The sequence below is a fragment of the Streptomyces sp. NPDC050549 genome (assembly GCF_040655035.1).
GTDB lineage: Bacteria > Actinomycetota > Actinomycetes > Streptomycetales > Streptomycetaceae > Streptomyces.
This window is the reverse complement of the sequence record NZ_JBFAJD010000001.1, coordinates 15,525-41,827: the sequence shown is the minus strand read 5'-3', so window position 1 is coordinate 41,827 and position 26,303 is coordinate 15,525. Positions and strand designations below refer to the sequence as shown.

The 26,303-nt window shown below is 71.6% G+C and carries 26 protein-coding genes and 2 tRNA genes; 20 read left to right on the top strand and 8 right to left on the bottom strand.

Translation table 11 applies throughout. The features are described 5' to 3' along the window. Positions 1–12: 12 nt before the first annotated feature. From AB0I51_RS00215 to AB0I51_RS00205, 3 genes are read left to right on the top strand one after another with little or no spacing between them, the layout of a single operon-like run. Positions 13–252: a hypothetical protein gene (locus AB0I51_RS00215; protein ID WP_362969793.1), complete on the top strand. Its 240-nt coding sequence runs from the start codon at positions 13–15 to the stop codon at positions 250–252. Between the two features lie 18 nt (positions 253–270). Then, positions 271–1,599, top strand: a complete 1,329-nt coding sequence (locus AB0I51_RS00210) for an MFS transporter (RefSeq protein WP_362971089.1) — start codon at positions 271–273, stop codon at positions 1,597–1,599. Continuing rightward, positions 1,596–2,201, top strand: coding sequence for a TetR family transcriptional regulator (locus tag AB0I51_RS00205; RefSeq protein WP_362969791.1), 606 nt, complete (start codon positions 1,596–1,598; stop codon positions 2,199–2,201). The genes AB0I51_RS00210 and AB0I51_RS00205 overlap by 4 nt, the downstream gene beginning before the upstream one ends. A gap of 24 nt (positions 2,202–2,225) precedes the next feature. On the opposite strand, the gene AB0I51_RS00200 is transcribed toward AB0I51_RS00205, so the two are convergent. Next, positions 2,226–3,095, bottom strand: a complete 870-nt coding sequence (locus AB0I51_RS00200; protein WP_362969789.1) for a fused MFS/spermidine synthase — start codon at positions 3,093–3,095, stop codon at positions 2,226–2,228. 57 nt (positions 3,096–3,152) lie between these two features. Beyond that, on the bottom strand, positions 3,153–3,584 hold the full coding sequence (locus AB0I51_RS00195; RefSeq protein WP_362969787.1) for a hypothetical protein: 432 nt from the start codon (positions 3,582–3,584) through the stop codon (positions 3,153–3,155). A gap of 272 nt (positions 3,585–3,856) precedes the next feature. Here AB0I51_RS00195 and AB0I51_RS00190 point away from each other — a divergent pair, with 272 nt between their 5' ends. Continuing rightward, positions 3,857–5,329, top strand: a complete 1,473-nt coding sequence (locus AB0I51_RS00190) for a hypothetical protein (protein ID WP_362969785.1) — start codon at positions 3,857–3,859, stop codon at positions 5,327–5,329. 12 nt (positions 5,330–5,341) lie between these two features. On the opposite strand, the gene AB0I51_RS00185 is transcribed toward AB0I51_RS00190, so the two are convergent. Next, on the bottom strand, positions 5,342–5,938 hold the full coding sequence (locus tag AB0I51_RS00185) for a histidine phosphatase family protein (protein ID WP_362969783.1): 597 nt from the start codon (positions 5,936–5,938) through the stop codon (positions 5,342–5,344). Between the two features lie 209 nt (positions 5,939–6,147). On the opposite strand from AB0I51_RS00185, the gene AB0I51_RS00180 reads away from it, so the two are divergent. From AB0I51_RS00180 to AB0I51_RS00150, 7 genes are all read left to right on the top strand, one after another. Continuing rightward, complete coding sequence (locus AB0I51_RS00180; protein WP_362969781.1) at positions 6,148–7,125, top strand: phosphatase PAP2 family protein; 978 nt, start codon at positions 6,148–6,150, stop codon at positions 7,123–7,125. Further along, positions 7,076–8,254, top strand: a complete 1,179-nt coding sequence (locus tag AB0I51_RS00175) for a hypothetical protein (protein WP_362969779.1) — start codon at positions 7,076–7,078, stop codon at positions 8,252–8,254. The genes AB0I51_RS00180 and AB0I51_RS00175 overlap by 50 nt, the downstream gene beginning before the upstream one ends. Further along, entirely contained in the window at positions 8,245–9,843 is a 1,599-nt protein-coding gene (locus AB0I51_RS00170) for a hypothetical protein (RefSeq protein WP_362969777.1), read from the top strand. The genes AB0I51_RS00175 and AB0I51_RS00170 overlap by 10 nt, the downstream gene beginning before the upstream one ends. After that, a complete protein-coding gene (locus AB0I51_RS00165) occupies positions 9,840–11,174 on the top strand; it encodes an AAA domain-containing protein (RefSeq protein WP_362969775.1) in 1,335 nt (444 codons plus the stop codon). Before AB0I51_RS00170 ends, AB0I51_RS00165 begins: the two co-directional genes overlap by 4 nt. 347 nt (positions 11,175–11,521) lie before the next feature. Next, the gene (locus AB0I51_RS00160; RefSeq protein WP_362969773.1) at positions 11,522–11,893 is read left to right on the top strand and encodes a hypothetical protein; all 372 of its coding nucleotides are present in this window, start codon (positions 11,522–11,524) and stop codon (positions 11,891–11,893) included. A gap of 136 nt (positions 11,894–12,029) precedes the next feature. After that, positions 12,030–12,644 carry a bifunctional DNA primase/polymerase gene (locus tag AB0I51_RS00155; RefSeq protein WP_362969771.1) on the top strand — a complete coding sequence of 205 codons (615 nt, stop codon included), beginning with the start codon at positions 12,030–12,032 and terminating at the stop codon, positions 12,642–12,644. Further along, a tRNA-Lys gene (locus tag AB0I51_RS00150) sits at positions 12,635–12,708 on the top strand. Before AB0I51_RS00155 ends, AB0I51_RS00150 begins: the two co-directional genes overlap by 10 nt. A gap of 51 nt (positions 12,709–12,759) precedes the next feature. On the opposite strand, the gene AB0I51_RS00145 is transcribed toward AB0I51_RS00150, so the two are convergent. Continuing rightward, positions 12,760–14,106 (bottom strand): M6 family metalloprotease domain-containing protein, encoded by a 1,347-nt coding sequence (locus AB0I51_RS00145; RefSeq protein WP_362969769.1) that lies wholly within the window; start codon positions 14,104–14,106, stop codon positions 12,760–12,762. A 344-nt stretch (positions 14,107–14,450) separates the two neighbouring features. Here AB0I51_RS00145 and AB0I51_RS00140 point away from each other — a divergent pair, with 344 nt between their 5' ends. After that, a complete protein-coding gene (locus AB0I51_RS00140; RefSeq protein ID WP_362969767.1) occupies positions 14,451–16,280 on the top strand; it encodes an EAL domain-containing protein in 1,830 nt (609 codons plus the stop codon). On the opposite strand, the gene AB0I51_RS00135 is transcribed toward AB0I51_RS00140, so the two are convergent. The 3 genes from AB0I51_RS00135 to AB0I51_RS00125 all read right to left on the bottom strand — a co-directional run bounded on the left by AB0I51_RS00135 (position 16,268) and on the right by AB0I51_RS00125 (position 18,996). After that, the gene (locus tag AB0I51_RS00135) at positions 16,268–17,389 is read right to left on the bottom strand and encodes an LLM class flavin-dependent oxidoreductase (protein WP_362969765.1); all 1,122 of its coding nucleotides are present in this window, start codon (positions 17,387–17,389) and stop codon (positions 16,268–16,270) included. The genes AB0I51_RS00140 and AB0I51_RS00135 overlap by 13 nt on opposite strands. A 90-nt stretch (positions 17,390–17,479) precedes the next feature. Further along, a complete protein-coding gene (locus AB0I51_RS00130; RefSeq protein WP_362969763.1) occupies positions 17,480–18,214 on the bottom strand; it encodes a decarboxylase in 735 nt (244 codons plus the stop codon). Beyond that, positions 18,211–18,996 carry an aspartate/glutamate racemase family protein gene (locus AB0I51_RS00125; RefSeq protein WP_362969761.1) on the bottom strand — a complete coding sequence of 262 codons (786 nt, stop codon included), beginning with the start codon at positions 18,994–18,996 and terminating at the stop codon, positions 18,211–18,213. The genes AB0I51_RS00130 and AB0I51_RS00125 overlap by 4 nt, the downstream gene beginning before the upstream one ends. A 148-nt stretch (positions 18,997–19,144) precedes the next feature. Here AB0I51_RS00125 and AB0I51_RS00120 point away from each other — a divergent pair, with 148 nt between their 5' ends. Continuing rightward, on the top strand, positions 19,145–20,107 hold the full coding sequence (locus AB0I51_RS00120) for a D-2-hydroxyacid dehydrogenase (protein ID WP_362969759.1): 963 nt from the start codon (positions 19,145–19,147) through the stop codon (positions 20,105–20,107). Between the two features lie 22 nt (positions 20,108–20,129). Next, positions 20,130–21,539, top strand: a complete 1,410-nt coding sequence (locus AB0I51_RS00115) for an amidase (RefSeq protein ID WP_362969757.1) — start codon at positions 20,130–20,132, stop codon at positions 21,537–21,539. Between the two features lie 3 nt (positions 21,540–21,542). Here AB0I51_RS00115 and AB0I51_RS00110 read toward each other — a convergent pair whose 3' ends face one another. Next, entirely contained in the window at positions 21,543–22,037 is a 495-nt protein-coding gene (locus AB0I51_RS00110) for a DUF3830 family protein (protein WP_362969755.1), read from the bottom strand. A gap of 89 nt (positions 22,038–22,126) precedes the next feature. On the opposite strand from AB0I51_RS00110, the gene ehuB reads away from it, so the two are divergent. From ehuB to AB0I51_RS00080, 6 genes are all read left to right on the top strand, one after another. Continuing rightward, complete coding sequence (ehuB, locus tag AB0I51_RS00105; RefSeq protein WP_362969753.1) at positions 22,127–23,002, top strand: ectoine/hydroxyectoine ABC transporter substrate-binding protein EhuB; 876 nt, start codon at positions 22,127–22,129, stop codon at positions 23,000–23,002. Continuing rightward, complete coding sequence (gene ehuC, locus AB0I51_RS00100; RefSeq protein ID WP_362969751.1) at positions 22,999–23,706, top strand: ectoine/hydroxyectoine ABC transporter permease subunit EhuC; 708 nt, start codon at positions 22,999–23,001, stop codon at positions 23,704–23,706. Before ehuB ends, ehuC begins: the two co-directional genes overlap by 4 nt. After that, positions 23,703–24,353 (top strand): ectoine/hydroxyectoine ABC transporter permease subunit EhuD, encoded by a 651-nt coding sequence (gene ehuD, locus AB0I51_RS00095; RefSeq protein WP_362969749.1) that lies wholly within the window; start codon positions 23,703–23,705, stop codon positions 24,351–24,353. The genes ehuC and ehuD overlap by 4 nt, the downstream gene beginning before the upstream one ends. Further along, positions 24,343–25,140: an ectoine/hydroxyectoine ABC transporter ATP-binding protein EhuA gene (gene ehuA, locus AB0I51_RS00090; RefSeq protein ID WP_362969747.1), complete on the top strand. Its 798-nt coding sequence runs from the start codon at positions 24,343–24,345 to the stop codon at positions 25,138–25,140. Before ehuD ends, ehuA begins: the two co-directional genes overlap by 11 nt. A 220-nt stretch (positions 25,141–25,360) precedes the next feature. Beyond that, the gene (locus AB0I51_RS00085; RefSeq protein ID WP_362969745.1) at positions 25,361–26,119 is read left to right on the top strand and encodes an IclR family transcriptional regulator C-terminal domain-containing protein; all 759 of its coding nucleotides are present in this window, start codon (positions 25,361–25,363) and stop codon (positions 26,117–26,119) included. Between the two features lie 87 nt (positions 26,120–26,206). Continuing rightward, a tRNA-Lys gene (locus AB0I51_RS00080) sits at positions 26,207–26,280 on the top strand. The last annotated feature ends 23 nt before the right edge of the window (positions 26,281–26,303 follow it).

Sequence of the window (26,303 nt, the reverse complement as noted above, 5' to 3'; positions counted from 1 at the left end):
TGGGAGGTTCGCATGTCCGCACCGCCCCCTCTGTCCTCGTCCCCCCACCGCTGGCTCGCGCTCGCCGCACTCACCCTGGGCGTGCTGATCGTCGGCCTCGACGGGACCGTCATCAACGTCGCCCTGCCGACCGTCGCGGGCCGGCTCCACGCCGACGGCGCCCAGTTGCAGTGGATCGGCGGCGGCTATCTGCTGGCACTGTCCGTGGCGATGCTCCCGGTCGGCCTGCTCGGCGACCTCCACCACGCCTAAAGGGCGCGGGGGACCACCATCGGCCACAAACGCCTGCTCCTGTCCGGCATCGCGCTCTTCGGACTCGCCTCGCTCGGCGGGGCGCTCGCCACCTCGACGGGACAGGTCGTCGCGGCCCGCGCGGTCCTCGGTCTCGGCGCCGCCGCGATCACCCCGCTCTCCATGGCGATCCTGCCGCGCGTGTTCGCCAAGGAGGAACTGCCCCGGGCCGTCGCCGTCTGGACCGCCGCGACCGCCCTGGGAATGCCGGTCGGCCCCCTGGTGGGCGGCTGGCTCCTGAACCACTTCTGGTGGGGCTCGATCTTCCTCTTCAACCTCCCCGTGGCCGCCCTCGCCCTGACGGCCGGCATCTGGCTGCTCCCACGGGACAGGACCCGCGCGCGCGAGACCCCCGCCTTCGACACCCTCGGCACCCTCCTGGGCGGCCTCGGCATCACGGCTCTCGTCTACGGCACGATCCTCATCCCGCAGCTCGGCTGGACGCACGCGCGCGTGGCCGTCCCGCTCGCCGCCGCGGCCGTACTGCTCACCGCCTTCGTGGTGCGCGAGCGCCGCCACCCGCACCCGATCGTCGACCTGCGGCTCTTCACCGACCGGCGCTTCCTGTGGGGCACCCTGATCGCCGTCTTCGTCAACTTCGCGGTGATGGGCATCCTGTTCGTCGTCCCGCAGTACCTGGAGGCGGTCCTCGGCAACGACTCCTTCGGTACCGGACTGCGCGTACTGCCGCTGATCGGCGGTCTGATGGCGGCGGCGGCCGCGGCGAGCGAGCCCCTGGTGCCGCGGCTCGGCGTCCGTACGGTCATCCCGTTCGGGCTGTCCGCGCTCGCGGCCGGCGCCCTGCTCGGCGCGGCCTCGGACGGCTCGACCGGCTACGGCTTCACCGCGCTGTGGCTCTCCCTCACCGGCCTCGGCTTCGGACTCGCCGTCGTCCCCGCGACCAGCCTGGTGATGGGCTCGCTGCCCGCCGACAACACCGGTTCGGGCACCAGCCTCCTGGAGACCGTCCAGCAACTCGGCGGCGTCCTCGGCGTGGCCGGCCTCGGCAGTCTCCTCGGCTACGGCTATCTCGCCCGCGTCAGCATCGACGGCCTCTCGGCGCAGGCGGCGCACACGGTCCGCGACTGGGTCTCCGGCGCCGACGAGGTGGCCCGGCAGCTGCACGACACGGGCCTCGCGGCCTCCGCCCACGAGGCCTTCGTGCACGGCATGAACCTGGTGCTGACCGCCTGCGGCACGATCTCCCTGCTCGCGGCGGTACTGGCCCTGCTCTTCCTGCCCGGCCGCGCCACCTGCTCCCGGACGGTGGCCCGGTCCCCGCGCGAACACGCAGAATCGGTGGCATGACGACGCACGAGACCTCCGCCCCCCTCGGCCTGCGCGAGCGCAAGAAGCGGCAGACCCGCGAGCGCATCCGCCGTGAGGCCTGCCGCCTCTTCGCCGAGCACGGGTACGAGACGACCACGGTCGACCAGATCGCGGACGCGGCGGAGGTCTCGCCGAGCACGTTCTTCCGGTACTACCCCACCAAGGAGGACGTGGTCATCCAGGACGAGTACGACCCCGCGCTCGCCGAGGCCCTCCGCGCGCGGCCCGCCGGCGAACCGATCGTGGACGCGATCCTCAACTCCCTGAAGGGGCCGCTGGGTCAGATGCCGGACCAGGACCGCGAGGACCTGCTCCTGCGCACCCGCATCACCTTCACCGACGCCGCGATCCGGGCCCGCAACGTCGTCGAACAGCAGCGCAGCGAGGAGGCGGTCGCCGCGATCATCGCCGAACGCACCGGCCGCGACGCGACCGACCTGGAGATCAAGTGCGCGGCGGCGGCCATCATCGCCGTGTTCACGACGCTCGTACGGCACTGGGTGGAGGGCGACGGACAGGAGGACCTGGCGGAGCTGTACCAGCGCCATCTGCCGCTGCTGGCACGGGGGTTGGACTTCTGACCGTTCGGCGCCGGATTCCCGGACTCAGCGGAACACCGACGGCGGCGGCGCCGGTGAGGCGACCGCCGCGGCGTCCGTCACCGGTACGGCGCCGCCCGTGAAGTCGGTGAGTTCGCGGCCGTGTTGGACCCGGCCGGGGTGCGGGTCGGAGGCGGCGCGCCGGGTGAGTTCGGCGAGCGGCAGCGGGTGGTCGGAGGCGACGAGGACCGCGTTGCCGAACCGTTTGCCGCGCAGCACGGTCGGGTCGGCGATCAGCGCGAGTTCCGTGAACCGGGCGGCCACGGTGGCGATCTGGCCGCGCAGATGCGCGAGCGGGGGCCCGTCGGCGAGGTTGGCGGCGTAGATCCCGCCCGGTCGTAGCGCCCTGCGCACCTCGTCGAGGAACTCGGTGGAGGTGAGGTGGGCGGGCGTACGGGCGCCGCTGAAGACATCGGCCACGACGAGGTCCGCCCAGCCCTCGGGCAGTTTCGCGAGTCCCGCGCGGGCGTCGGTGGAGCGCACCCGGATCCGCGCGTTCGGGTCCAACGGCAGCTCGCGGCGGACCAGTTGGACGAGCGCCGCGTCGAACTCGACGACCTGCTGGGTGGACCGGGGGCGGGTGGCGGCGACATACCGGGCGAGAGTGAGGGCGCCACCGCCGAGGTGCACGGCCTGGACCGGCTTGCCCGCCGGTGCGGCGAGGTCGATGACGTGCCCGAGGCGGCGCTGGTACTCGAAGGACAGATACGCCGGGTCGTCGAGGTCGACGTAGGACTGCGGCGCCCCGTCGATCAACAGGGTCCAGGCCCGTGCACGGTCCCGGTCGGGTATCAGTTCGGCGAGCCCACCGTCGACCGCCTCGACGACGGCTTCGGCGGAGCCGGCACCGCGCCGGGGGGTCCTGGACTTTCCCATTGGCCCATTATCGGGGGTCGGGGGTGGTCCGGCGCGTCCGGCCTCGGCCCGGAGCGTTCAGCGACACCCGTCCGCCGCCTCGATCAACCGGGCCGCCTCGTCCAGCGCGGCCCGCAGGACCGCCGGGTCGGTCGCGAGGTCGGCGTCACCGGGGGGCAGCAGCCAGTCGGAGCCCTCGACCGGGGGTTCGGGGTCGGGGGCGAGGCGCAGGCCCCGGCCGTTGGTCTCCGTGCAGGTGCTGCCCGGGACGTCCCAGGCCGCCGCGGTGCCCGGCGGGACCAGGAAGCCGAGGGTGTCGCCGCCGTCGTGCAGCACGGGTCCGACCCCGTCGCCCGCACCGCGCCGCAGGATGTCGACGGCCTCCAGCCCCTGCCGCGTCGGCACGGTCACCAGATCGCAGGCGGAGTCCGCGAAGGGTGGCGCACTGCACTCCGCGCTCGGCATTCGAGGATCGACGCTCTGACTGGTCTCCATCCCGGTCTCCACCACGGAACCCCTCCTTGGACGAGCGGGTCGGGAGTCGGGTGGCTCCCGGATCCATGGAGTTCAACGCGTCAGAGCGTCAACGGCTACGGCACAAGTCCGCCGCAAAGGATGGCAGTTCATGGCAGATCGCGGATGAGATATCCGGTTTGTAGCCAAACCCTGCGTGGCGGGTCGTGCACAGCAGGTACGTTCTTGCCCGCTGGAAACAGGGCTTCACTTACACAAGTCACCCTGAATCCGGCATGGTTCGACGGTTCGCACGAGAGGACCCGGCCATGGCGTCGTCAACGGTGCCCCCGCCCCAGTTCCCCCAACCACCGAGACCCAATCCCGCCTTCCGGCGGCTGCGCGGACAGCGCTCACCGGCGGAGTTCGCCGCGGCCGTACGCCGGTCCGCGCGTGAGATCGGCGAGCGGGTCAGCTGCGACGCGCGCTACGTCGGCCGCGTCGAGGCCGGTGAGATCCGTTGCCCCAACTACGCGTACGAACGGGTGTTCCTGCACATGTTCCCCGGCCGCACGCTCGCCGACCTCGGCTTCGCGCCCCGCTCGTCCGTACGCGGACGCGGGGCGCGCACCGCCGAGGACACGCCCCCCGCACACCTCACGAGCCCGGAATACACCCCGGGCGAGACAGGTGGGACGGATGAGATGCGAGGGGTGTACGAGCCGTATGACACACAGGACCCGTACGACACGCACGAGAACCACGAGAACCACGAGGAGAGCGACGTGCTGCGTCGCGCATTCATGAGGGGCGGCACCGTCACGGTGGCCGCCGGCACCCTGGGCCCGCTGGGGCTCACTCTGGACGCCGTGGCAGCGGAACGTTCCGTCCGCCGTCCCGGTACGAGCGAGGCGGGCGCCCTGGAAGAGGCCGTCCGCAGAATCCGGCTGCTCGACGACCGGCACGGCGCCGACGGCCTCTACCGGCGCGCGGCAGCCCCGCTGCGCGCCGCCTATGCCCTGCTCGACGCGGGCACCACCCGGCAGTCGGTCGCCGAGCGACTGCACTCCGGAGCCGGTGAACTCGCCATCTCCGTGGGCTGGCTGGCCCACGACTCCGGCCGCTTCGACGACGCCCGCTCGCACTACGCGGAAGCCCTCGCCACCGCCCGCATGACCGGCGACGCGGGCCTGGAGGCACACGCCTTCTGCAATACGGCGTTCCTCGCGCGGGACGCCGGACGCCCGCGCGAGGCGGTGCGCGCCGCACAGGCCGCACAGCGCGTCGCCCGCCCCCTGGGCTCGGCCCGTCTGATGTCGCTGCTCGCGCTGCGCGAGGCGGGCGGCTGGGCGGGGCTCGCCGACCGCACCGGCTGCGAACAGGCGCTGGCCCGCGCACAGGCCCTCTACGAGCGCGGCCACTCGGAGGCAGACCCCGAGTGGATGAGCTTCTACGGAGAGGCCGAGCTGGAGGGTCTTGAGGCGCAGTGCTGGTCGACACTGGGCGACTGGCCGCGTGCCGCGCGGCACGCGCGGCGGGCGGCGCAGCTCCAGGATCCGCACTTCACGCGGAACATCGCGCTGTACACGACCGAGCTGGCCGACGACCTCGCGCGGGGCGGCCGGCCCGACGAGGCGGCGACTGCGGGGATGAGGGTGCTTGATCTGCTGGACCTGGTGCAGTCGTCGCGGATTCAGACGATGCTGGCCGGGACCGCGCGGGTGCTGTTGCCCCATCGGCGGGCTTCGGGGGTTTCCACGTTTCTGGAGAGGCATGCGAGCCTCCCCAGGACAGCGGCCTAGGCACAGGAGCCTTCAGGCCACCAGGTGCCCCAGGTCGTTCCAGCTCTCGATCGCCGGTTCGTCGTAGGCCCAGCCGAGTACCGACAAGGACGTCGGGTTGAGACGGATCCGGGCCGCGAAGTCGATCGGCAGGCCCAGCCAGCGGGCGCCGATCGACCGGAGGATGTGGCCGTGCGCGAAGACCAGGACGTCACGGTCCTCGGCGCGTGCCCAGGCGACGACCTCGTCCGCGCGGGCGGTCACCTCGGCGATGGTCTCCCCTTCGGGGACGCCGTCGCGCCAGATCAGCCAGCCCGGCCGGAGGGCCGCTATCTCCTGCGGGGTGAGGCCCTCGTAGGCGCCGTAGTCCCACTCCATGAGAGTGTCCCAGTCGGTGGCGCGGTCGCCGAAGCCGGCGAGTTCGCAGGTCTCACGCGCGCGTGCCAGCGGGCTGGTGCGCACCTCGACCCCGGGGAGGCCGTCCAGTGGGGAGCGGTGCAGTCGCTCTCCGAGCACCTTGGCGCCGCGCCGGCCCTCTTCGAGGAGCGGGACGTCGGTCCTGCCGGTGTGCTTCCCGGACAGCGACCATGCCGTCTGTCCGTGCCGGGCCAGCAGGATGCGCGGTGCCATGGGGGACCCTTCCGGAAGATGAACAGGGGCGGGTCATTCCATCATCGCGCACCCTGGAGAAGGGCAACCCGGGGGGCGATCTCTGCGTCTTTGAGGTCCGGGGGCGCCCGAAACGGGGCGCGCACGTACGCCGTAAAGTGTCCCGACCGAGCAACCGGGAAGCCGGAGCACCGGGCACCGCACCAGGACAGAAGGGGGAGGGCGATCGGATGCCGCAGACCGAGACACCAGGCATCGAGGCGGACCGGCGAAACCGGCTGCGCTGGTGGACCGAGCTGCCGCTGATCCTCATGGTGTATGCCTCGTACTCGGCGGGCCGCCTGCTGGCCAGGGGCGACACGGCGAGCGCCGTGGACCACGGGCTGGCGATCCTGCGCGTCGAGAAGTTCCTGCACATCAACGCCGAGCACCCGCTCAACCGGCTGTTCACGCGCGAGGCCTGGCTCGGCATTCCGGCCGACTTCTGGTACGCGTCGCTGCACTATCTGGTCACGCCCGCGATCCTGATCTGGCTGTTCCGTTCACGTGCACAGGTCTACCGCGCGGCCCGCACCTGGCTGATGACGTCCACGTTCATCGGCCTGATCGGCTTCACCCTGGTCCCGACCTGCCCGCCCCGTCTCCTCTCTCCGGACTACGGCTTCGTCGACACGATGGCCAAGTACAGCTCGTACGGCTGGTGGGGCGGCGACGCGAGCGCGCCGCGCGGTCTGGGCGGGATGACCAACCAGTACGCGGCGATGCCGAGCCTGCACTGCGGGTGGGCGCTGTGGTGCGGAGTGATGCTGTGGCGCTACGGCGGCACGCGGCTGACCAAGGCCGTCGGTGTCGCCTATCCGCTGCTGACGGCGATCGTGGTCATGGGCACCGCGAACCACTATCTCCTCGACGCGGTCGCGGGTGTGGTCGTGATGGGGCTCGGGTTCCTGCTGACACCGCAGGTCCTGAAGGGCGCGGACCGGATCGGGGCGCGGTTCGAGGGGCGCGGCTCTCTCGTCGCGGCCCGCTCCCGCGACGCCGCCCGTGGCGCCTCTCTCGGCACAGAAACCTCAATTGTCAGTGGTGGATGCCAGACTTCCCCGGGTGAGCGAATTCCACGGCAGCGCGAGTCACAGCTCGGTACCGGAGCCGAGCCGGGTGCCTCCCCCACGGACGCGGGGGAAGGCGCTCCGGCACCGGCTCGCTGAGCTGCGCGGCCCTGACGTCCCGGCCAAGGCCCTGGACGCGCGCGCCCTCGCGGCCCTGGCCGCGAACCCGGGCTGCGAGCGGCGGGCGATCCTGGACGGCGCGGGGGTGAACAAGGCGGTGCTGGCCGACGCGCTCGGCGCACCGTCCGTCTTCGGGCAGTCCCAGTTCGCCTTCATGCGGGGCAACGCGTTCGAGGCCCGGGTGAAGGCGGACGGCGGCGCGGAGCTGCTGCGGCTGGTGCACGAGAAGCTGGACGCGGGCGCCGAGCCGCCGACCCGCGCGCGGGTGCCCGGGCTGACCGCGGTCGGCCCCGAGGGACGCGCGGCGCGTACGGCGCTGGCGCTGCGCGAGGCGACCGGGGCCGCTGCCTGGACGCTGCTGGACCACCCGATGCTCGCCCTGGACGTGGCGGGCTCCCCGGCCTTCCTGGAGCCGGACGCGGTGGTCGTGCACCCGGACGGCAGCTGGACGGTCGTGGAGATCAAGTCCTTCCCGATGCTGGACGGTTCGGCGGACCCGGCGAAGGTCGGCGCGGCGGCCCGCCAGTCGGCGGTGTACGTGCTGGCGCTGGAGGAGGTCGCCGCGCGCCTGGACCCCGCGCCCCGAGTCCGCCATCGCGTCCTCCTGGTCTGTCCGAAGGACTTCTCGAACCTGCCCACCGCGTCCGCCGTCGACGTCCGCAAGCAGCGCGCGGTCACCAGCCGTCAACTGGCCCGGCTCACCCGCATCGAGGACATCGCCGACACCCTCCCCGAGGGCACCTGCTTCGCCCCCGACCGCCCGGCCGCCGAGCTCACGGCCGCCGTCGAGTCGGTCCCGGCGGCCTACGCCCCCGAGTGCCTGGCCGCCTGCGAGCTGGCCTTCCACTGCCGCGACCGCTCCCGCGCGTCCGGCGCGGTCACCGCTCTCGGCCGTTCCCTGCGCGCCGAGTTGGGCGACCTGACCACGATCGACGAGGTCCTGGCGGCGGCCCACGGTGAGGCCGGCGACCCGGACGACCCGGCGGTGGCGGCACTGCGGAGAGCGGCCGAGCTGCGGGCCGAGGCACTGGCGTACCACCCGGAGGAGCCGCGGAGCCGACAGGGAGTCCTGGACGACGCCCGGCCGGAGGGCGCCCCATGTCGCTGATCTCAACTCTCGCCCGGCTGGTGGCAGTTCGCACCGGCCGCGCCCAGCCCACCGCCACGGTCCGGCACCGGCACCTGTCCGAGCGCCCCCTCGTCCTGGTGCCGCTCACCACCGCCGGTGAGGCCGGCGCGCCCCTCGGCGCCCTCGTCGGCACGGACCGGGACGCGCCGCGCCTGCTCGTCGTACCGCAGCCGCGCGACCGGGATCTCAGGTTCGCGTTCCTGGCCGAACTCGCGGACGTGGTCCTGCCGTACATCGACACGTTCGCCGACGACGTGGAGGCCGCCGAGCGCAACGAGACGGACCCGGAGACCGGCAAGCGGGTCAAGGTCGAGGTCGAACTGTGCGCGGACGCCCCGCAGTTGATCGTGCCGAGCCGCGCAGGCGTCGAGCTGGTCCGGCTGCTCGGCCGTTCGATGCGCTTTCGCCGTACGGCCGAACAGGACCCGGAGACCCCGCATCCCGCGCCCCCGCGCGTGCCGTTGCTCGGGCGCTGGCTGACCCACTTCGGGGAGCGGGCCCGGGTGCCCGGTTCGGCGCTGCTGCTCGCGCTCACGGAGGTGCTCGGCCGGCACTGGGCGACCGGTCAGTCCAGCCTGGAGGACCAGCACCTGGGCGCGCTGCTCGCCTGGATCGACCCGCCGGAGGGTGTCTCCGGTGCCGAGGCCTCGCTCGACGCGGAGCTGCGGCGGGACGCGCAGGGCCAGTTGGTGTGCCCGCCGGCCGGCCCGGCCACCGACCCGGCGTTCGACAACAAGCTGCTCGCCCCGGCCATCGAGCGCTACGACCGCGCCCGTACTGCACTCGCCGCCGCCGAGGACGGCCTGGAGGCCGACGACCGGCTCAGTGAACTCACCGCCGCCGAGCGGGAGATCAGGGCCCTCGTCGAAAGCCGAACCCGACCCACCTGGGACGCGGTGTGGCGCGGGCTCGACCTGCTGCGGGCGCTGCCGGAGGGCGCGCACGCCGTCGACCGGTGGACCCGCGACCGCTGGTCGTTCACCGGGCACCGCGACCGGATCGTGGCCGGCGAGCCCCCGCAGCCGCGCCGTGACGACGCGGTGACCGCGGCCAACAAGCTCGCCGCGCGCGAGCGCGAGCAGGCCCGCCTGGACGCCCAGGAGGCCCTGGACGACCCGCTGGTGATGGCCGGGCGGCGGCTCGCCGGGGAGGCCTTCGCGGGTGAGGTCACGGATGTCGTCATGGCGTACAGCGAGGGCAAGAGCCCCCGGCCGCGCCCGCTGGTGACCGTGCGCACGGACGACCGGCCGCATCTCGGAGAGCGGGCGAAGGTGTTCCGGTCGCTGGGCGGCAAGCCGCAGTCGGCGGAGTTCGTGGGCCACGAGGAGGAGGGCGCCCTCGTCGTGCTCCGGGTCGTCGACAAGATGGGCCGGGGCAAGGAGCCGGAGACCGGTTCGGTGCCGGAGAAGGGCGACCGGATCTGCTTCACGCTCTTCGAGCACGAGCAGCGGGGCGGCGCGAAGCTGCCCGACCCGGAGGAGACACCGTGGACGCACGGCGGGCCGCCGGGCGAGGAGACCGCCGTACAGGAGCAGGCCGACCCGGTGACCGAGGAGGACGTCCTGTGACCGCCGTGTTCGACCCAGGTGCCGAGGCCGGCCGCGCCACCGAAGCGATCCTCCGCGACACCCTGCACGGCACGGCGCGCGGAGTCGTCGTCGACTCCCCGCCCGGCGCCGGCAAGTCCACGCTCGTGGTCCGCGCGGCGCTCGAACTGGCCGACGCCGGGCGCCCGTTGATGGTGGTCGCGCAGACCAACGCCCAGGTCGACGACCTTGTCGTGCGGCTCGCCGAGAAGAACGGCGAGCTGCCCGTGGGCCGGCTGCACAGCAGCGACGCGGACCCGTACGACAAGGCGTTGGACGACCTGCCCAACGTGCGGAAGTCGGCGAAGGCGGGTGAGCTGGCCGGGCTCCCGGTAGTCATCTCGACGGCGGCCAAGTGGGCACACGTCAAAGTTGACGAGCCGTGGCGGCACGCGATCGTCGACGAGGCGTACCAGATGCGCTCGGACTCGCTGCTGGCCGTGGCCGGGCTGTTCGAGCGGGCGCTGTTCGTGGGTGACCCGGGGCAGTTGGACCCGTTCGCGATCGTCGGCGCGGAGCAGTGGGCGGGCCTGTCGTACGACCCCTCGGCCTCGGCGGTGACGACACTCCTCGCGCACAACCCCGAACTCCCGCAGCACCGCCTGCCGGTGTCCTGGCGCCTCCCGGCGTCGGCCGCCCCCCTCGTCTCGAACGCGTTCTACCCGTACACCCGTTTCCGCAGCGGCACCGGCCACGGCGACCGGCGGCTCGCCTTCGGTGTCCCGTCGGACGGTTCGGGCCCGGACCGGGTGATCGACGAGGCGGCGGAGTCGGGCTGGGGCCTGCTGGAGCTCCCCGCCCGCCACACGCCCCGCACCGACCCGGAGGCGGTACGGGCGGTGGCGACGGTCGTACGGCGGCTGCTGGACCGGGGCGGTGCGGCCACGTCGGAGCGCTCGCCCGACCCCACCCCGCTGACCGCCGACCGGATCGCGGTCGGCACCGCGCACCGGGACCAGGCGGCGGCGGTCCGCGCGGCACTGTCGGAACTGGGCGTCACAGACGTGACGGTGGACACGGCGAACCGGCTCCAGGGGCGGGAGTTCGACGTCACGGTGGTCCTCCACCCCCTCTCCGGCCGCCCCGACGCCACCGCCTTCCACCTGGAGACGGGCCGCCTCTGCGTCCTGGCCTCCCGCCACCGGCACGCCTGCATCGTGATCTGCCGAGCAGGCGTGACCGACCTCCTGGACGACCATCCGTCGACGGAACCGGTGCAGCTGGGGGTGACGGTGAAGTTCCCGGACGGCTGGGAGGCGAATCACGCGGTGCTGGCACACCTGGCGGAACACCGGGTGGTGTGGAGACCGTGAACCGGCGTTCCGACGCCGGGCCGGCCGGCACCCGGCCGCCTTCGCACCGAACGGAGTCCGGCACGCCGCCGGAGGCGGCCAACGGATACAGCCCGGACGGCTGGGAGGCGAATCACGCGGTGCTGGCACACCTGGCGGAGCACCGGGTGGTGTGGAGACCCTGGCGGCTGGGCAGCCAATCACGCGGTGCCGGTGCACCTCGGGGAACATCGCGTGGCCCGGCGGGCTTGAGGGTTCCGGGACCGTGCCCCGGTGGTATGCCCGGGGCCTCTTGCGCGGTCGGGAGACAATGGACGGTGGTCCGGCTCGTGAGGCGGGTCATCCGTGACGTACGAGGAGGAGAAGACATGGCGGAGCACACGCCGCGTCGCAACGAATCGCGGCTACGCCCCGCGCCCCTGCTCTTCGAGCCCGCGCAGGCGGCCGAGGACCCGGAGCACTTCTTCGATCTGGAGTCGATGGACGACCCGCGCGCGCTGCTGGCGCGGGCGACGGAGCTGACGCACGCGTTCCGCGCCGCGACGGACCGCGCGGTGGAGTTCCAGGCGATCGCGGCGGCGCAGCTCGCCGACCCGCGCCGGTTCGACCGGCTGACGCCGGCGGACATCGCCGAACAGGCCGGGTGGACCGAGGACTACGCGAAGAAGATGGTCGAGTTCGGGCGGGATCTGCTGCGCGGCACCGAGGGCCGGGACAGCGGGGCCGTGGACCCCGTGTGACCCGAGGGGCGCGGGAGTTCTCGACATGGCTTTTGGCATATGCCCGGCGGGCAAGATACTCCCTCCCGCCCCTTCCTGTCCCGATTTCCGGCAACCCTCGGAGAGCGCGCGCTCACGGCCGGTAGATCTGTTCGCCATGAGCCGTACTCAGGACGAACCCTTCGCCGACCGCTTCGACATCTCGGGCGTGACCCCGGACGGTGCCGCCTGGCTCGCCTCGGCAGGAACGTATCCGCGTAGCACGCTCGCCCTGTGGCGGGAGCGGCCGGACGCCCCGGTCGTTCTGCCTTGCGGTTCGGCCTTCGACGTGGTGACCGCTCCGGCGATCTTCGGCCGCCGTATGGTCGACCGCTTGTGGGAGGAGGGTCCCGGCTCCGGGCCGGTCGCGACGTACCGGGGCCGGATGCTCCTGTTCGCCACCCCGGGGACGGCTCAGCGGCTGCCCTCGCTGCTGGGCTGGGAGGAGTGGGGCGCGGCTGGCACGGAGCGCGGTCGTACGGGGTCGGTCCCGCCGCTGCTGTGCCACGGCAAGGGCGACGCGGTGACCGTCCCGGCGCTGGTCGGCGCGGCCGATCCGGCGCCGTTCGACTCCCGCTGGCTGGTGGCTCCCGACACGCGCCGCCCCTGGCTCCCCGGCGCGGAAATCCTGCTCTGGGCGGCCGTGCGCGCCGCTCGCGCGACCGTGCGCATATCGATTTTTCCTCCCGCCGATCAGGATGCTAAGGTCTACGACGTCAGCAGGCGCCGCTAGCTCAGTTGGTTAGAGCAGCTGACTCTTAATCAGCGGGTCCGGGGTTCGAGTCCCTGGCGGCGCACCTGTGAAGGGCCCCTCGCGAGAGCGAGGGGCCCTTCGACGTACCCGGCACTCAGGACATGTCGCCCGGCGTGATGGTCACCGTCCACGCCCCCGAATCCGTCCGTCCCTCCACCGCCACCCGTACGTTGTCGCCGGGCACGGTGAAGGTCTCGCCGAGGGCGACCGGGGCGTCGGCGAGGGGTGGGTAGACCGAGGTCTCCCAGCAGGCCTCGGTGCGGGGGTGGGCGTCGACGACCTCGATCGGGCCGCTCCCGGAGGCCGCGCCGCCGCGTACCCGGTAGACGAGGATGCCCTGCTTGCAGGCCGTGCTGTCGTTGCCGACGGGGCTGCGGGCCTCGAAGGCCAGCGCGCTGTCGGCGCCGGTCCGCACCACGGCCAGCTTGACGCCGAGACCTAGGCCGAACGCGGGCGATCCGGCGTTGCCCGCCGTCGGCGGCTCGGCGGCCAGGGGTTCCAGGGTCAGCCGGGTCGGCCCGGCCCCCCGGACGCACACCACCTGGCGCGGATCCAGCCAGCCCAGCTTCCACTTGTGCCAGGCGAACAGGTCGGGCGCCAGGCCGAATTGACTGCCCATCAGATCCCAGTCGCCGACATACGTGTCCCAGTCGCCCTTGCCGTCCACCGGCCGGTGGTAGAGGTCCGGCAGGTCGAAGACATGGCCCGTCTCGTGGGCGAGGACGAGCCGGTCCGGCGGGTGCTTCTCGAAGACGGTGACGACCCGCCGGATGTCTGTGCCGTCGGCCCGCAGCGGGGTGTCCAGGTTGACGACCTTCGTCGCGTCCGAGTCCACCCCGGGCGCGTCCGGATCGGCCACGAAGTAGACGACGTCGTAGCGCGCGAAGTCGACCTGCGGGTCGGCGGCGGCGAGTGCGTCACGGAGGTACGCGGCGCGGTTCACCGGGCTCCAGTCGCGCTGTATGGCGTACGACGTGGACGGCTTCGGCATGCGGATCCAGTTCCGCAGCGGATGCGGGTGGAGCGTGAACCTGCCGTAGGAGGCGCGTTCGTAGAAGCGGGTGGTGGCCGGGAAGTGGTCGGCGGCCAGTTCGGCGGGGGTGGTCCGCGGGATCGCGTCGGGGAAGGAGAGGAAGATCATCACCGCGTCGAGCGGGCGGGTGGGGCGCGGGTAGGCGGCGTTCCAGGTGTCCAGGCCCTCGGAGTGGTGGGCATCGGTGCGCTTGAGGGCGCAGGGGGTGGACGAGAAGGGCTCGGCGACCGACTGGCTGGACATGATGGTGGTCGCGGCGAGCGCGGACATCGTGGTGAACACGGCCGCGGTGCTGCGCAGCCGGGGGCGGGCCCGCCACTGGGCGAGCCCCTTGAGCGCCGTACGGGAGAGCCCCTTGAGGGGGAGCTGACACGGCACGAGGACCTCCGGGAGCGGTTCGCGGGACACCGACACCCAGCCTGTGATGGTTTGTTGGGGTATGCCTCGTTTATCTGCACCAGATGAGTGAGGGGGACGCCCGGGACGGCTGAGACACGCCCGGGCCGACATCCGGAAACACTCACGGAACGTCACATGTGGTCGGCCATTTGGCGAACCCGCCCAGGTGCGGGCGGAATCGATCTGCCGGAACGGGCCGTTGTTCCGGGACACTGGTGAGTGGCTGGTAGGGCCGGGGGCCAACCTCTATGATCGGCACACTTTCCTGCACGGACACGGCACGGCGGCCTCCCACCCGGTCGGCCATCCCGACGAGACCCATCCGAAGATCGAGTGCACTGCGGGAGCGAGCGGTGAGCGGAACGTCCGAAGGGCCGGCGCCCGCGGCAGACCTCGTCCGGCCGGCCGTAACAGAGAGTAATGGTGAGGCGTCGCCTCGTGTCAGTCTTCCCGCGGACGGCCGGCTCGGGTCCGCCTTCTCCGCGTCCCCCCTCGCCATGGCCGTCGTGGACCGCGACGGGCTGGTGGTGAGCGCCAACGACACGTTCGGCGCGCTGCTCGGCAAGGGCGGTGCGGCGCTCGCCGGACTGGTCGCGGCCGATCTGGTGGACCTGAGGTCGGACGCCCGCACCTGGCACGCCTATCGCGAGGTGCTGCGGGGCAGGCAGGCCAGGCTGAGCCGCACCCGCCGGGTCAAGCACCCTGACGGGCACTCCCTGTGGGTTCAGGTGACCGCGGCTCCGTTGCCGGCCGCCGAGCACGGGGTACTGCTGTCACTGACGGACATCAGCGACCGGCGTGAACTCCAGGCGCGGCTACGGCACTTGGAGATGCACGACCCGGTGACCCGGCTGCCCAACCGCACCCTGTTCTTCGAACGGCTCTCGGCCGCGCTGGAGGCGGAGTCGTACGAGCAGGGCGGCACCGGGCGGATCGGCCTGTGCTATCTGGACCTGGACGGCTTCAAGGCGGTCAACGACACCCTCGGCCACCGGGTCGGCGACCGGCTGCTGGCCGCCGTCGCGGAACGGCTGACGCGGTGCGCGGACGAGGCGGGCCATGCCCGGGCCACCGCCCCGCTGGTGGCGCGGCTCGGCGGCGACGAGTTCGCGCTGCTCGTCGAGGACTCGACCGGGACCGACCAACTGGCCGATCTCGCCGAGTCGGTGCTCAAGGCGCTGCAGGCGCCCTTCGACCTGTCCGGGCAGCGGCTGTCGCTGTCGGCGTCGATCGGTGTGGTCGAGCGGCAGGCGGCCGGTACGACGGCCACCGGTCTGATGCAGGCCGCCGACACCACGCTGTACTGGGCGAAGGCGGACGGCAAGTCCCGCTGGACGCTGTTCGATCCGGAGCGCAACGCGCACCGCATGACCCGCCAGGCGCTGGCCTCCACCCTCCGCCCGGCCATCGAGCGGGGTGAATTCACCCTGGAGTACCAGCCGTTGGTGGGCATGGAGAACGGACGGCTGCGCGGGGTCGAGGCGTTGGTCCGCTGGAATCACCCGCAGTTCGGCATGCTGACGCCGAATCGGTTCATCGGACTGGCCGAGGAGGACGGCTCGATCGTGCAGCTCGGCCGCTGGGTCCTGGTCACCGCCTGCCGCCAGGCCCGCCGTTGGCAGCTCGACCACCCGGACGAGCCGCCGATCTTCGTGAGCGTCAACGTGGCCGTGCGCCAGGTGTGGGACTCGGACCTGGTCGCGGACGTGGCGGAGACCCTCGCCGAGACCGGACTCGCCCCGCATCTCCTCCAGTTGGAGCTGACCGAGTCCGCGGTGATGGGCTCGGCGGGCCGGCCGTTGCAGGCGCTCCAGGCCCTCAGCGACATGGGCGTGCACATCGCCATCGACGACTTCGGCACCGGCTACTCGAACCTGGCATACCTGAGCCGACTGCCCGTCTCGGTCCTGAAGCTGGACGGCTCCTTCGTACGGGGCTTCCAGTACGAGGGCGAGGGCATCCCGCCGAACCCGGCCGACGAGGTCATCGTCGAGGCGATGATCCAACTCGCCCACCGGCTTGGCCTGTCGGTGACCGCCGAATGCGTGGAGACCACGGCACAGGCCACCCGGCTGCGCCGGATCGGCTGCGACACCGGACAGGGGTGGCTCTACTCCCGCCCGGTGGCGCCGGATCGTATCTCCGCACTGCTGAGGACGAAGGCCTGCAATCAGGCCTCCTGATCGGCCGTGAACTCATAGGCGTCGGCGATCAGTTCGTACGAGCGCAGCCGCAGGTCCGCGTTGTGGGCGTGGGACGTGAGCATCAACTCGTCGGCGCCCGTGCGCTTCTGCAGGTCGTCGAGGCCGGTGCGGACCTCGTCGGCGGTGCCGTGGATGACGTTGGCGTTCCAGGACGTGATGAACTCCCGCTCCATGGGGCTGAACTCGTACGCCTCGGCCTCTTCCGGAGTGGGCACCAGGCCGGGGCGGCCGGTGCGCAGCCGGACCATGTTGAGAGCGGCGGCCAGGACCTGGCGGCGGGCCTCCTTCTCGTCCTCGGCGGCGAGGGCGGAGACACCGATCAGGGCGTACGGCGCGTCGAGCACGGCGCTCGGCCGGAACGACTCGCGGTAGAGGTCCAGGGCCGGAACGGTGTTCTGGGCCGAGAAGTGGTGGGCGAAGGCGAAGGGCAGGCCGAGCATGCCGGCGAGGCGGGCGCTGAAGCCGGAGGAGCCGAGGAGCCAGATCGGCGGGCGGTGCGGGGACTGCACGCCGCCGGGCGAGGTCGACTGGATCGGGCCGGGGACCGCGTGGATGCGGGCGTAGGGGTGGCCGTCCGGGAAGTCGTCGTCCAGGAAGCGGGTCAGCTCGGCGAGCTGCTCCGGAAAGTCGTCGGCGCCCTCGTTCAGACGGTCCGTGCGGCGCAGGGCGGCGGCGGTGGCGCCGTCGGTGCCGGGGGCGCGGCCGAGGCCGAGATCCACACGCCCCGGGGCCAGCGCCTCCAGGGTGCCGAACTGTTCCGCGATGACGAGCGGCGCGTGGTTCGGGAGCATGACGCCGCCCGAGCCGAGGCGGATGCGGTCCGTGTGGGCGGCGAGGTGGGCCAGGATCACCGCAGGCGAGGAGGAGGCGACGCCCGGCATCGAGTGGTGCTCGGCGACCCAGTAGCGGTGGAAGCCGCGGGACTCGGCGAGCTCGGCGATCCGCACACTGGTACGGAGCGCGTCCGTGGCGGTACGGCCGGCGCCCACGGTCACCAGGTCCAGTACGGAGAGGGGAGCGGGGGCGGTGCCCCGCGCCGTACCCCGGATCTCGTCGGTCGCGCTCCGGACCTCGTCGTCTGCCGCCACGGTGGGTGCCTCCTGTTGTGAGCTGTGCGGTGTCTTCCCGGGCTAACAGGAGGCTGTCTCCGCTTTATTCCCGGCGCCCGGCCGGACCGCTCAGTCGGCCTGTACGAGGGGTTCCCTGGTGAACAGCGCGCCCAGCTCCGGCGCGTTGACCCTGCGGTCCGCCAGCCGCAGCGCCTCCCAGACCGTGACCTGGTTCGCCGTGAGGACCGGCTTGCCCAACTCCTTCTCCAGCTCGGTGAGATGAGCGGCGGTGTGCAGGGCCGTGTCCGGCAGGAGGATCGCCTCGACGTCCGGGCCGTCCACGGACCGGGCCAGTGCCAGCACCTCGTCCCGGCCCCAGGTGCCGACCTCCGCCGCGGTGACGATGCCGGAGGCGCGCACCACGACCGGCTCCACTCCCCCGGCCCGCAGGAAGTCCGCGAACAGGTTCGCCACGTCGTCCGGGTACGTCGCCCCTACGGCCACCCGTCGCACCCCCAGCTCCTTCGCCGCGTACACGAAGGCGAAGGACGTCGACGACGCCGGCAGTCCGGCCGCCCGGGCCAGGCCGCGCACCTGCTCGTGGGCGCCCTCCCAGCCGCGGACGAAGCTGCCGCTGGTGCATGCCCAGACCACCGCCTCCGCACCGCACAGGCGCAGCTGTTCGACGCCCGCCGCGAGCCGCTCGGGGGAGCCCATCTCGCGCAGCGCGTCGACGCGGTGCGCGTCCTCGCCGATGTCCGTGTGGACCAGGTCGAGGCGGACGTCGCTGCCGAGGAGCTGCTCGATGCGCGGGTAGTCGTCCTCGGCGGAGTGGCCCGGGTAGAGGAATCCGAGTGCGGTCATGACCAGCCTTCCTGGTGTTCTTCCGGCAGTACCGGCCCCTGGTGGCGCGCCGATTCGTCGAGCAGCGCCTGATAGGGGCCCACGGCACGCGTACCCAGTCGGCGCAGGGCTGCCCACATCGTTACCTGGTTGGCGGATATCACCGGTATGCGGAGTTCTGCCTCCAGCTGGGGGATCACGTCGTACGTCGGAAGGTTGGTGCAGCTGATGAAGAGCGCGTCGGCGGCGCCCTTGACGGCCTGGCGGGCCATGTCGACGACGTCCCGGTACGGCACCTTCCAGATGTGCCTGGTCAGGCCCATGAAGGCGCGGCCGGTGACCTGGACTCCGGCCTCTGCGAGGTACTCCTCCAGGGACTGGGTGACGGACACCGTGTACGGCGTGACCAGGGCGATACGGCGGGCGCCGAGTTCGGTCAGGGCGGCGAGCAGGGCACCCGAGGTGGTCAGGGACGGCACCTCGCCGGCCCGGGTCATCGCCTCGCACATCGCGCGCTCCCCGGCGAGTCCGCCGACGAAGCTCCCGGAGGTGCAGGCGTAGGCGACGACCTCGGGGGCGATCGCGTTGAGCGTGCGGACCGCGTCGTGCAGGGTCTCGTGCTCGCTGACCAGACGGGCCAGGTCGAGGCTCACCTCGACGGGCACGAACGGCGTCCGCGTGAGGTGCAGCGAGATGTCGTCGGGGACCCAGCGCCACAGCTCGCGGTCCAGCGCGAAGTCGAAGGGGGCGACGACACCGACACCGCGCTGCGGGCGGGGTCCGCCCAGGAAGGAAACGTGCATGGCAACACCGGCCTCACCAAGAGAAACGGGGTGACAACGGTCCGTGCGGGCGTCCGTGTTGACGAAGGTAGGTTCGAGTGCGAGCGTGGTCAATCCGCGCATGTCAGACCGTCGCACCCCGGTTGTTTCCCGCGAGAAACGGCTCCGCATGACCGCAACGCCCGCCGCCCCGCCCACCCTTCTCGTCCTGGACGCCGACCCGCTCCCCCGCCTCGGAAAGCTCACCGGCCGCGTACGCGTGAAGCACGCCGACGCGTCGACACTCGCGGAGCAACTGCCCTCCGCCGACGTCCTGCTGGTGTGGGACTTCACCTCGCACGCGGTGCGCTCGGCCTGGCCGGGCGGGGGCCCGAGACCGCGCTGGGTGCACACCGCCAGCGCGGGCGTGGACCACCTGATGTGCCCCGAACTCGCCGACTCCGACACGGTGGTGACGAACGCGCGCGGTGTCTTCGACGATCCGATCGCCGAGTACGTCGCCGCCCTCGTCCTCGCGATGGCCAAGGACCTGCCGAGGACGCTGGACCTCCAGCGCGAACGGACCTGGCGGCACCGCGAGGCACAGCGGGTGGCCGGGACCCGTGCCTGTGTGGTCGGCTCCGGGCCGATCGGGCGGGCGATCGTCCGCGTTCTCAAGGCACTCGGCGTGACGACGGCGCTGGTCGGCCGCACCCCGCGCGCCGGTATCCACGGCCCCGGCGAACTCGACCGGCTGATGGCCCGCGCCGACTGGGTGATCTCGGCGGCCCCGCTCACCGACGACACGCGGGGCATGTTCGACGCCCGCCGGTTCGGCTGTATGCAGCCCTCGGCCCGGTTCATCAATGTGGGCCGGGGACAGCTCGTGGTGGAGGACGCGCTCGCGGAGGCCCTCACCAAGCACTGGATCGCGGGCGCCGCGCTGGACGTCTTCGAGACCGAACCCCTCACTCCCGACAGCCCGTTGTGGCAGGTTCCGGGGCTGATCGTCTCCCCGCACATGAGCGGCGACACGGTCGGCTGGCGGGACGAACTCGGCTCGCAGTTCGTGGAGTTGTACGAGCGCTGGGCGGCGGGCAAGCCGCTGCGGAACGTGGTCGACAAGAAGCGTGGGTACGTACCGGGGCACTGAACTCCCCACTCTGGAGGGCCGGATGACGACCGAACTCACCGAGCTGACCGCCATGGAACTCCTGGACGGCTACCGCAGAGGGGAGTTCAGCCCCGTGGAGGCGACCCGCGCGACCCTGGAGCGGGCCGGGGAGATCCAGCCCGTCGTGAACGCGTTCGTACGGCTCGACGCGGAGGGCGCGCTGGCGCGGGCGGCCGAGTCCGCGGAGCGCTGGCGGCGCGGCGAGCCTGCCGGGCTGGTGGACGGGGTGCCGGTCACCGTGAAGGACATTCTGTTGCAGCGCGGTGCCCCGACCCTGCGTGGCTCCAAGACCGTCGCGGAGCAGGGCAGTTGGGACGAGGACGCGCCCTCGGTGGCCCGACTGCGCGAACACGGCGCGGTGTTCATCGGGAAGACGACGACCCCGGAGTTCGGCTGGAAGGGCGTCACGGACTCCCCGCTGTCCGGCATCACCCGCAACCCGCACGACCCCGCGCGCACGGCAGGCGGTTCAAGTGGTGGCAGCGCGGCGGCCGTTGCCCTCGGCGCGGGCCCGTTGTCGCTGGGCACGGACGGCGGCGGCAGCGTCCGTATCCCCGCGTCCTTCTGCGGGATCTTCGGACTGAAGCCGACGTACGGCAGGGTGCCGCTCTACCCGGCGAGCGCGTTCGGCACGCTGTCCCACGTCGGCCCGATGACCAGGGACGCGGCGGACGCGGCGCTGCTCCTGGACGTGATCGGCGTACCGGACGCCCGCGACTGGTCGGGCCTCGACCGGCCGCCGGGCTCCTTCACGGAAGGGCTCGCGCACGGCATACAGGGCCTGCGCATCGCGTACTCCCCGTCCCTCGGCGGCCAGGTCGCGGTGCGTCCGGCGGTCGCGGCGGCGGTACGGCGCGGTGTGGAGCGGCTGGCCGCGCTCGGCGCGTACGTCGAGGAGACGGACCCCGACTTCACGGACCCGGTGGACGCCTTCCACACCCTGTGGTTCAGCGGCGCGGCCCGCGTGACGCAGAAACTCGCGCCGCGGCAACGGGAGTTGCTCGACCCGGGACTCCGGGAGATCCGCGCCGCCGGCGGCCGCTTCTCCGCGCTGGACTATCTGGCCGCGGTGGACGTCCGGATGGAACTCGGCCGCAGGACGGGCCTGTTCCACGAGCGCTACGACCTCCTCGTCACCCCCACCCTCCCGATCACCGCCTTCCAGGCGGGAGTTGAGGTCCCCAAGGGTTCCGGGTACCGCCGCTGGACGGGCTGGACCCCGTTCACGTACCCCTTCAACCTGACCCAGCAGCCCGCCGCCACCGTCCCCGTGGGGAACGACGGGGACGGGCTGCCGATCGGGCTGCAGATCGTGGGGGCCCGGCACCAGGACGGCCTGGTGCTGCGGGCGGCGCACGCGCTGTACGGCGCCGGTGCCGCGTTCTCCGGACTCGGGCCCGCCGAAAGCTGAACGTCAGGCCCGCCCGAAGCTCAGGGTCTCCCCCGCCGCCCCCGTCCGCCACAGGTCGTTGCAGGCCTCGGCCATCTCCGCCAGCCCCTCGGTCACCTCGCCCCAGACGATGCCGGGCACCCAGCCCACATCGCCGTTGAGCAGCAGGTTGTTGCGTTCGTAGAAGAGGGCCAGGTCGACGACCGTCGTGCCGGCGCGGACCTCGCGGTCGTAGCCGTAGGCCTTCGTGCCGAGTTCCGTACCGGCGAAGGCGAAATAGCAGAGATCACCCGGTATGGGGGTTACTGTGGGGTTTTCCAGCGGGGGTTCCGTTTCCGCGAATGGCGGGAAAAGGGCGTAGATCTCGTTGCGGGCGTACTTGGCGTGGTAGACCTCGCCGGCCAGCGGGAGTGCGTTCCAGATCGCCGCACAGGTCAGCGGCGCGCGGCCTACCAGCAGTTTTGCCCGGCAGCGGACGTTCCGTTTTGCGAGTGAAACCTCGATGAACTGATCCGTCATGCCTTCCAGGGTGCATAACCGCGATGCGGTCGGGTAGCTGCGCGCCCATGGCTCCACCAATTGGGAACGACAGACACACATCCGGTCACATGCCGGGTCACACCCGCCGGGCTCTGCTCGCCGGGGTGGCGGCGGCCGGTGCGCTGGGCGCGGCCGGCTGCAGCCGCGTGGCCACCGCGTCGACCACGAACGGCGGCGATCTGCTCGACCGGCTGAAGGCGCAGGGCGTCGTACGGCTGGGGATAGCGGGTGAGATCCCGTTCGGGTACATCGACAAGGACGGTCAACTCACCGGTGAGGCACCGAAGTTGGCGGAAGCGATCTTCAAGCGGCTCGGCGTCGGCAAGGTGCAGCCCGTGCCCACCGAGTTCGGCTCGCTCATCCCGGGGCTGAACTCGCAGCAGTTCGACGTCGTGGCCGCCGGGATGTACGTGACCCCGGAACGCTGTGAGCAGGTCATCTTCGCCGACCCGGACTACCAGGTGCTCGACTCGTTCGTCGTCCGCAAGGGCAATCCGAAGGGGCTGCACACCTACAAGGACGTCGTCGCGAAGAAGGCGAAGTTCGCCACCGGCACCGGCTACGCACAGATCCAGCACGCCGTCGACGCCGGGTACAAGCAGAGCGACATCCTGATCGTGCCGGACCAGGTCGCCGGGCTGAACGCCGTAGAGGCGGGGCGAGTCGACGTCTTCGCCGGTACGGCGCTCACCACCCGCGCGGTCGTGAAGAAGTCGGCGAAGGCGGAGTCGACCCGGCCCTTCGCACCGCTCGCCGACGGCAAACCGCGGATCGACGGGGGCGCCTTCGCGTTCCGGCCGACCGAGACGAAGCTGCGCGACGCCTTCAACGTCGAGCTGCACAAGCTCAAGAAGAGCGGGGAGCTGTTCCGCATCCTGCGGCCCTTCGGGTTCACCAAGGCCGAGATGACGGACCTCACCGCGAAGGAGCTCTGCGGCGCATGACCTCAGGACTCTGGGAACTCGTCCTCAAAGGGATCTGGACCACCGTCCAACTCCTCGTCCTCAGCGCGCTGTTGGCGACCGTCGTGTCGTTCGTCGTCGGCATCGCCCGCACCCACCGGCGATGGATCGTCCGCTTCCTCGCCGGTTTCTACACCGAGGTGTTCCGCGGCACCTCGGCCCTCGTCATGATCTTCTGGGTGTTCTTCGTCCTGCCGGTCGCCTTCGGCTGGCAGCTCGTCCCGCTGTGGGCGGGCACCCTCGCGCTCGGGCTGACCTACGGGGCGTACGGCTCGGAGATCGTGCGCGGTGCCCTGGGCGCAGTCGACCCGGCGCAGCAGGAGGGCGGAGTCGCGCTGAGCTTCACACCCTGGCAGCGGATGCGGCTGATCCTGCTGCCGCAGGCGGTGCCGGAGATGATCCCGCCCTTCTGCAACCTGCTGGTCGAACTGCTCAAGGGCACCGCCCTGGTGTCCGTCATGGGCATGGGTGATCTGACCTTCAGCGCCAACCTGGTGCGGCTCGCGCTGCAGCAGAGCGCGGAGATCTACACGTACATCCTGCTGATCTACTTCGTGATCGCCTTCACCCTCACCCGGCTGATGCGCGGCCTGGAGAAGAAGCTGAAGGCCGGGATCGGCAAGGGGCCCGCGAGCACCGAGTCCAAGCGCGAGCAGACCGTGGGTGTCGGAGGTGGCGTCGCGTGAAGTGGAACTGGAACGCCGTGAGCGACTTCATGCCGTACTTCTGGGACGGCCTGAAGGTCACCCTGCAGATCCTGGTCCTCGGGTCCCTGATCTCGTTCGTACTCGGCCTGGTGTGGGCGCTGTTGATGCGGACCCCGACTCGCTGGGTGCGCTGGCCCGTCGGGATCGTCACCGAGTTCGTGCGGGACACCCCGCTGCTGGTGCAGCTGTTCTTCCTCTTCTATGTGCTGCCGGAGTGGGGGCTGGCCTTCTCCGCGCTGACCACCGGTGTCCTCGCGATCGGGCTGCACTACTCGACGTACACGATGCAGGTCTACCGCGCCGGCATCGAGGCGGTGCCCGTCGGCCAGTGGGAGGCGGCGACCGCGCTGAACCTGCCGGTTCGCCGGACCTGGACAGCCGTGATCCTGCCGCAGGCGATCCGCCGGGTGATCCCGGCGCTGGGCAACTACGTGATCGCGATGCTCAAGGACACCCCGATCCTGATGGCGATCACCGTGCTGGAGCTGCTGGGGCAGGCCCGGCTCTTCTCCCAGCAGCACTTCCAGTTCACCGAGCCCATCACCGTGATCGGGGTGGCGTTCATCCTCATCTCCTATCCCGCCTCCCTGCTGATCCGAGCCCTGGAGCGACGCCTTGTCCGCTGACACGCCCCTGACGAAGGAAACCGACGCCAACGCCAACCCCCCGGTGGACGGCAGCGAGTTGATCCGCCTGGACCATGTGACGAAACGTTTCGGGTCCAACACCGTGCTCGACGACCTCGACTTCTCCGTGGAGTCCGGCAAGCACGTCACCCTGATCGGGCCCTCCGGGTCGGGCAAGACCACGATCCTGCGGCTGCTGATGACCCTGACGAAGCCGGACGAGGGGACGATCGCCGTCGACGGGGAGCAGCTCTTCCCCGCGCCCGAGAAGCGGGTCCGGGAGATCCGCAAGAAGATCGGGATGGTCTTCCAGCAGTTCAACCTGTTCCCGAACATGACCGTGCTGCGCAACATCACCGAGGCGCCGGTCACCGTCCTGGGCATGCCCAGGGACGAAGCGGAAGCACGCGCCCTGGAGCTGCTGGACCTGGTCGGCCTCGCCGACAAGGCCGACGCCCGCCCGACCCGGCTCTCCGGCGGCCAGCAGCAACGCGTGGCGATCGCGCGGGCGTTGGCGATGCGCCCGCAGGTGCTGCTCCTCGACGAGGTGACCTCCGCACTGGACCCGGAGCTGGTCGCGGGCGTGCTCGACGTACTCAGGGACATCGCCCGCACCACCGACATCACCATGCTCTGTGTGACCCACGAGATGAATTTCGCCCGGGACATATCCGACCAGGTCCTGATGTTCGACGCGGGCAAGGTCATCGAATCGGGCCCGCCGGAGCGGATCTTCGGCGATCCGGAACACCAGCGGACCCGGGAATTTCTCGGCGCGATTCTTTGACATTTGTTCAACTACGCCAAGTGAACAACCGAACACCCAAGGTCTACGCCACGTGGCATGCCTAAGGCATATGCCAAAGGTCCCGCATCCCAGTTCGGAGGGCATGAGGAGGGCCACAATCTCGCCAACAGCCGCTCCACATCGGCCGTTTGACAGCTATCGTGGAGAGGATTCGCTGTCCGGTATCACGGCCCAAGAAGCGAGCGCAGGGAGAAACACCGTGGCGCTGATGCACGAGCCGACCGCTCCCTACCACTCGGTACAGGAAGCACTGCGCATCCTGGAGACCGTCGCGGGACACGCCACCGGTGTCACAGACACCGAACTGGCCCGCCGCACCGGCCTCGACGTCGAGCGCCTGACCATACTGCTGCGGACACTGCGCCGCGAGGGCTACGTCGAGCAGCTCACCGACGGCGCCTACGTCACCGGCGAGGCCCTGGGCCGGCTCGGCTCCGCGGCCGGCCGCGACCAGGCGGTGCGCGAGCAGATCCAGCGGACCCTGGACCGGCTGCGCGACTCCCTGGGAGCGGCGGTCTACGTCAGCCGGTACGTCGACGGCGAGGTCACGATCACCCAGTACGCGGCCGGGCCCACCGCCCCGGCGGTCAACGAGTGGGTCGACTTCCGCTTCTCCGCGCACGCCACCGCGCTCGGCAAGAGCCTGCTGGGCCAGCTCGACCACAACGGCCGCCGCGACCACCTCTCCCGGCACAAGATGGCCCGCCTCACCTCGCGCACCATCACCAGCGACAAGCTGCTGCTCTCCCGCCTGGAGACCCAGCCGCCGACCGTCCCCCACCTCGACCTCCAGGAGTACGCGGTGGGCACGGTCTGCGCGGCCGTCCCGATCACGGCGGGCTCCTCGGTGGGCTGCCTGGCCCTGTCCCTCCCGGTCGAACACGCCCACCGCCTACGCCAGGCAGCGGACACCCTGAACCGCGAAGCGGGTCCCGTACTGCTGTCTCTCGCGATCTAGCACCTGGTCCGGAGCACCCCTCCGGACCAGGTAGTATTTTCTCGTCGCCCTCCGCGAGACTCAGATCCAGCGGAAGGCGTGAGTCATGCGCCGCTAGCTCAGTTGGTTAGAGCAGCTGACTCTTAATCAGCGGGTCCGGGGTTCGAGTCCCTGGCGGCGCACAGTGTGTGACCAAGGGCATCCT

Bases quoted from the DNA above. Each gene is read 5' to 3' on its own strand.
- AB0I51_RS00185 (WP_362969783.1), bottom strand. From the start codon at position 5,938: ATGGCACCGCGCATCCTGCTGGCCCGGCACGGACAGACGGCATGGTCG.
- AB0I51_RS00170 (WP_362969777.1), top strand. From the start codon at position 8,245: ATGTCGCTGATCTCAACTCTCGCCCGGCTGGTGGCAGTTCGCACCGGC.
- AB0I51_RS00115 (WP_362969757.1), top strand. From the start codon at position 20,130: ATGACGACCGAACTCACCGAGCTGACCGCCATGGAACTCCTGGACGGC.
- AB0I51_RS00130 (WP_362969763.1), bottom strand. From the start codon at position 18,214: ATGACCGCACTCGGATTCCTCTACCCGGGCCACTCCGCCGAGGACGAC.
- AB0I51_RS00215 (WP_362969793.1), top strand. From the start codon at position 13: ATGTCCGCACCGCCCCCTCTGTCCTCGTCCCCCCACCGCTGGCTCGCG.
- ehuB (WP_362969753.1), top strand. From the start codon at position 22,127: ATGCCGGGTCACACCCGCCGGGCTCTGCTCGCCGGGGTGGCGGCGGCC.
- AB0I51_RS00155 (WP_362969771.1), top strand. From the start codon at position 12,030: ATGAGCCGTACTCAGGACGAACCCTTCGCCGACCGCTTCGACATCTCG.
- AB0I51_RS00120 (WP_362969759.1), top strand. From the start codon at position 19,145: ATGACCGCAACGCCCGCCGCCCCGCCCACCCTTCTCGTCCTGGACGCC.
- AB0I51_RS00160 (WP_362969773.1), top strand. From the start codon at position 11,522: ATGGCGGAGCACACGCCGCGTCGCAACGAATCGCGGCTACGCCCCGCG.
- ehuC (WP_362969751.1), top strand. From the start codon at position 22,999: ATGACCTCAGGACTCTGGGAACTCGTCCTCAAAGGGATCTGGACCACC.
- AB0I51_RS00200 (WP_362969789.1), bottom strand. From the start codon at position 3,095: ATGGGAAAGTCCAGGACCCCCCGGCGCGGTGCCGGCTCCGCCGAAGCC.
- AB0I51_RS00180 (WP_362969781.1), top strand. From the start codon at position 6,148: ATGCCGCAGACCGAGACACCAGGCATCGAGGCGGACCGGCGAAACCGG.
- AB0I51_RS00190 (WP_362969785.1), top strand. From the start codon at position 3,857: ATGGCGTCGTCAACGGTGCCCCCGCCCCAGTTCCCCCAACCACCGAGA.
- AB0I51_RS00110 (WP_362969755.1), bottom strand. From the start codon at position 22,037: ATGACGGATCAGTTCATCGAGGTTTCACTCGCAAAACGGAACGTCCGC.
- AB0I51_RS00125 (WP_362969761.1), bottom strand. From the start codon at position 18,996: ATGCACGTTTCCTTCCTGGGCGGACCCCGCCCGCAGCGCGGTGTCGGT.
- AB0I51_RS00205 (WP_362969791.1), top strand. From the start codon at position 1,596: ATGACGACGCACGAGACCTCCGCCCCCCTCGGCCTGCGCGAGCGCAAG.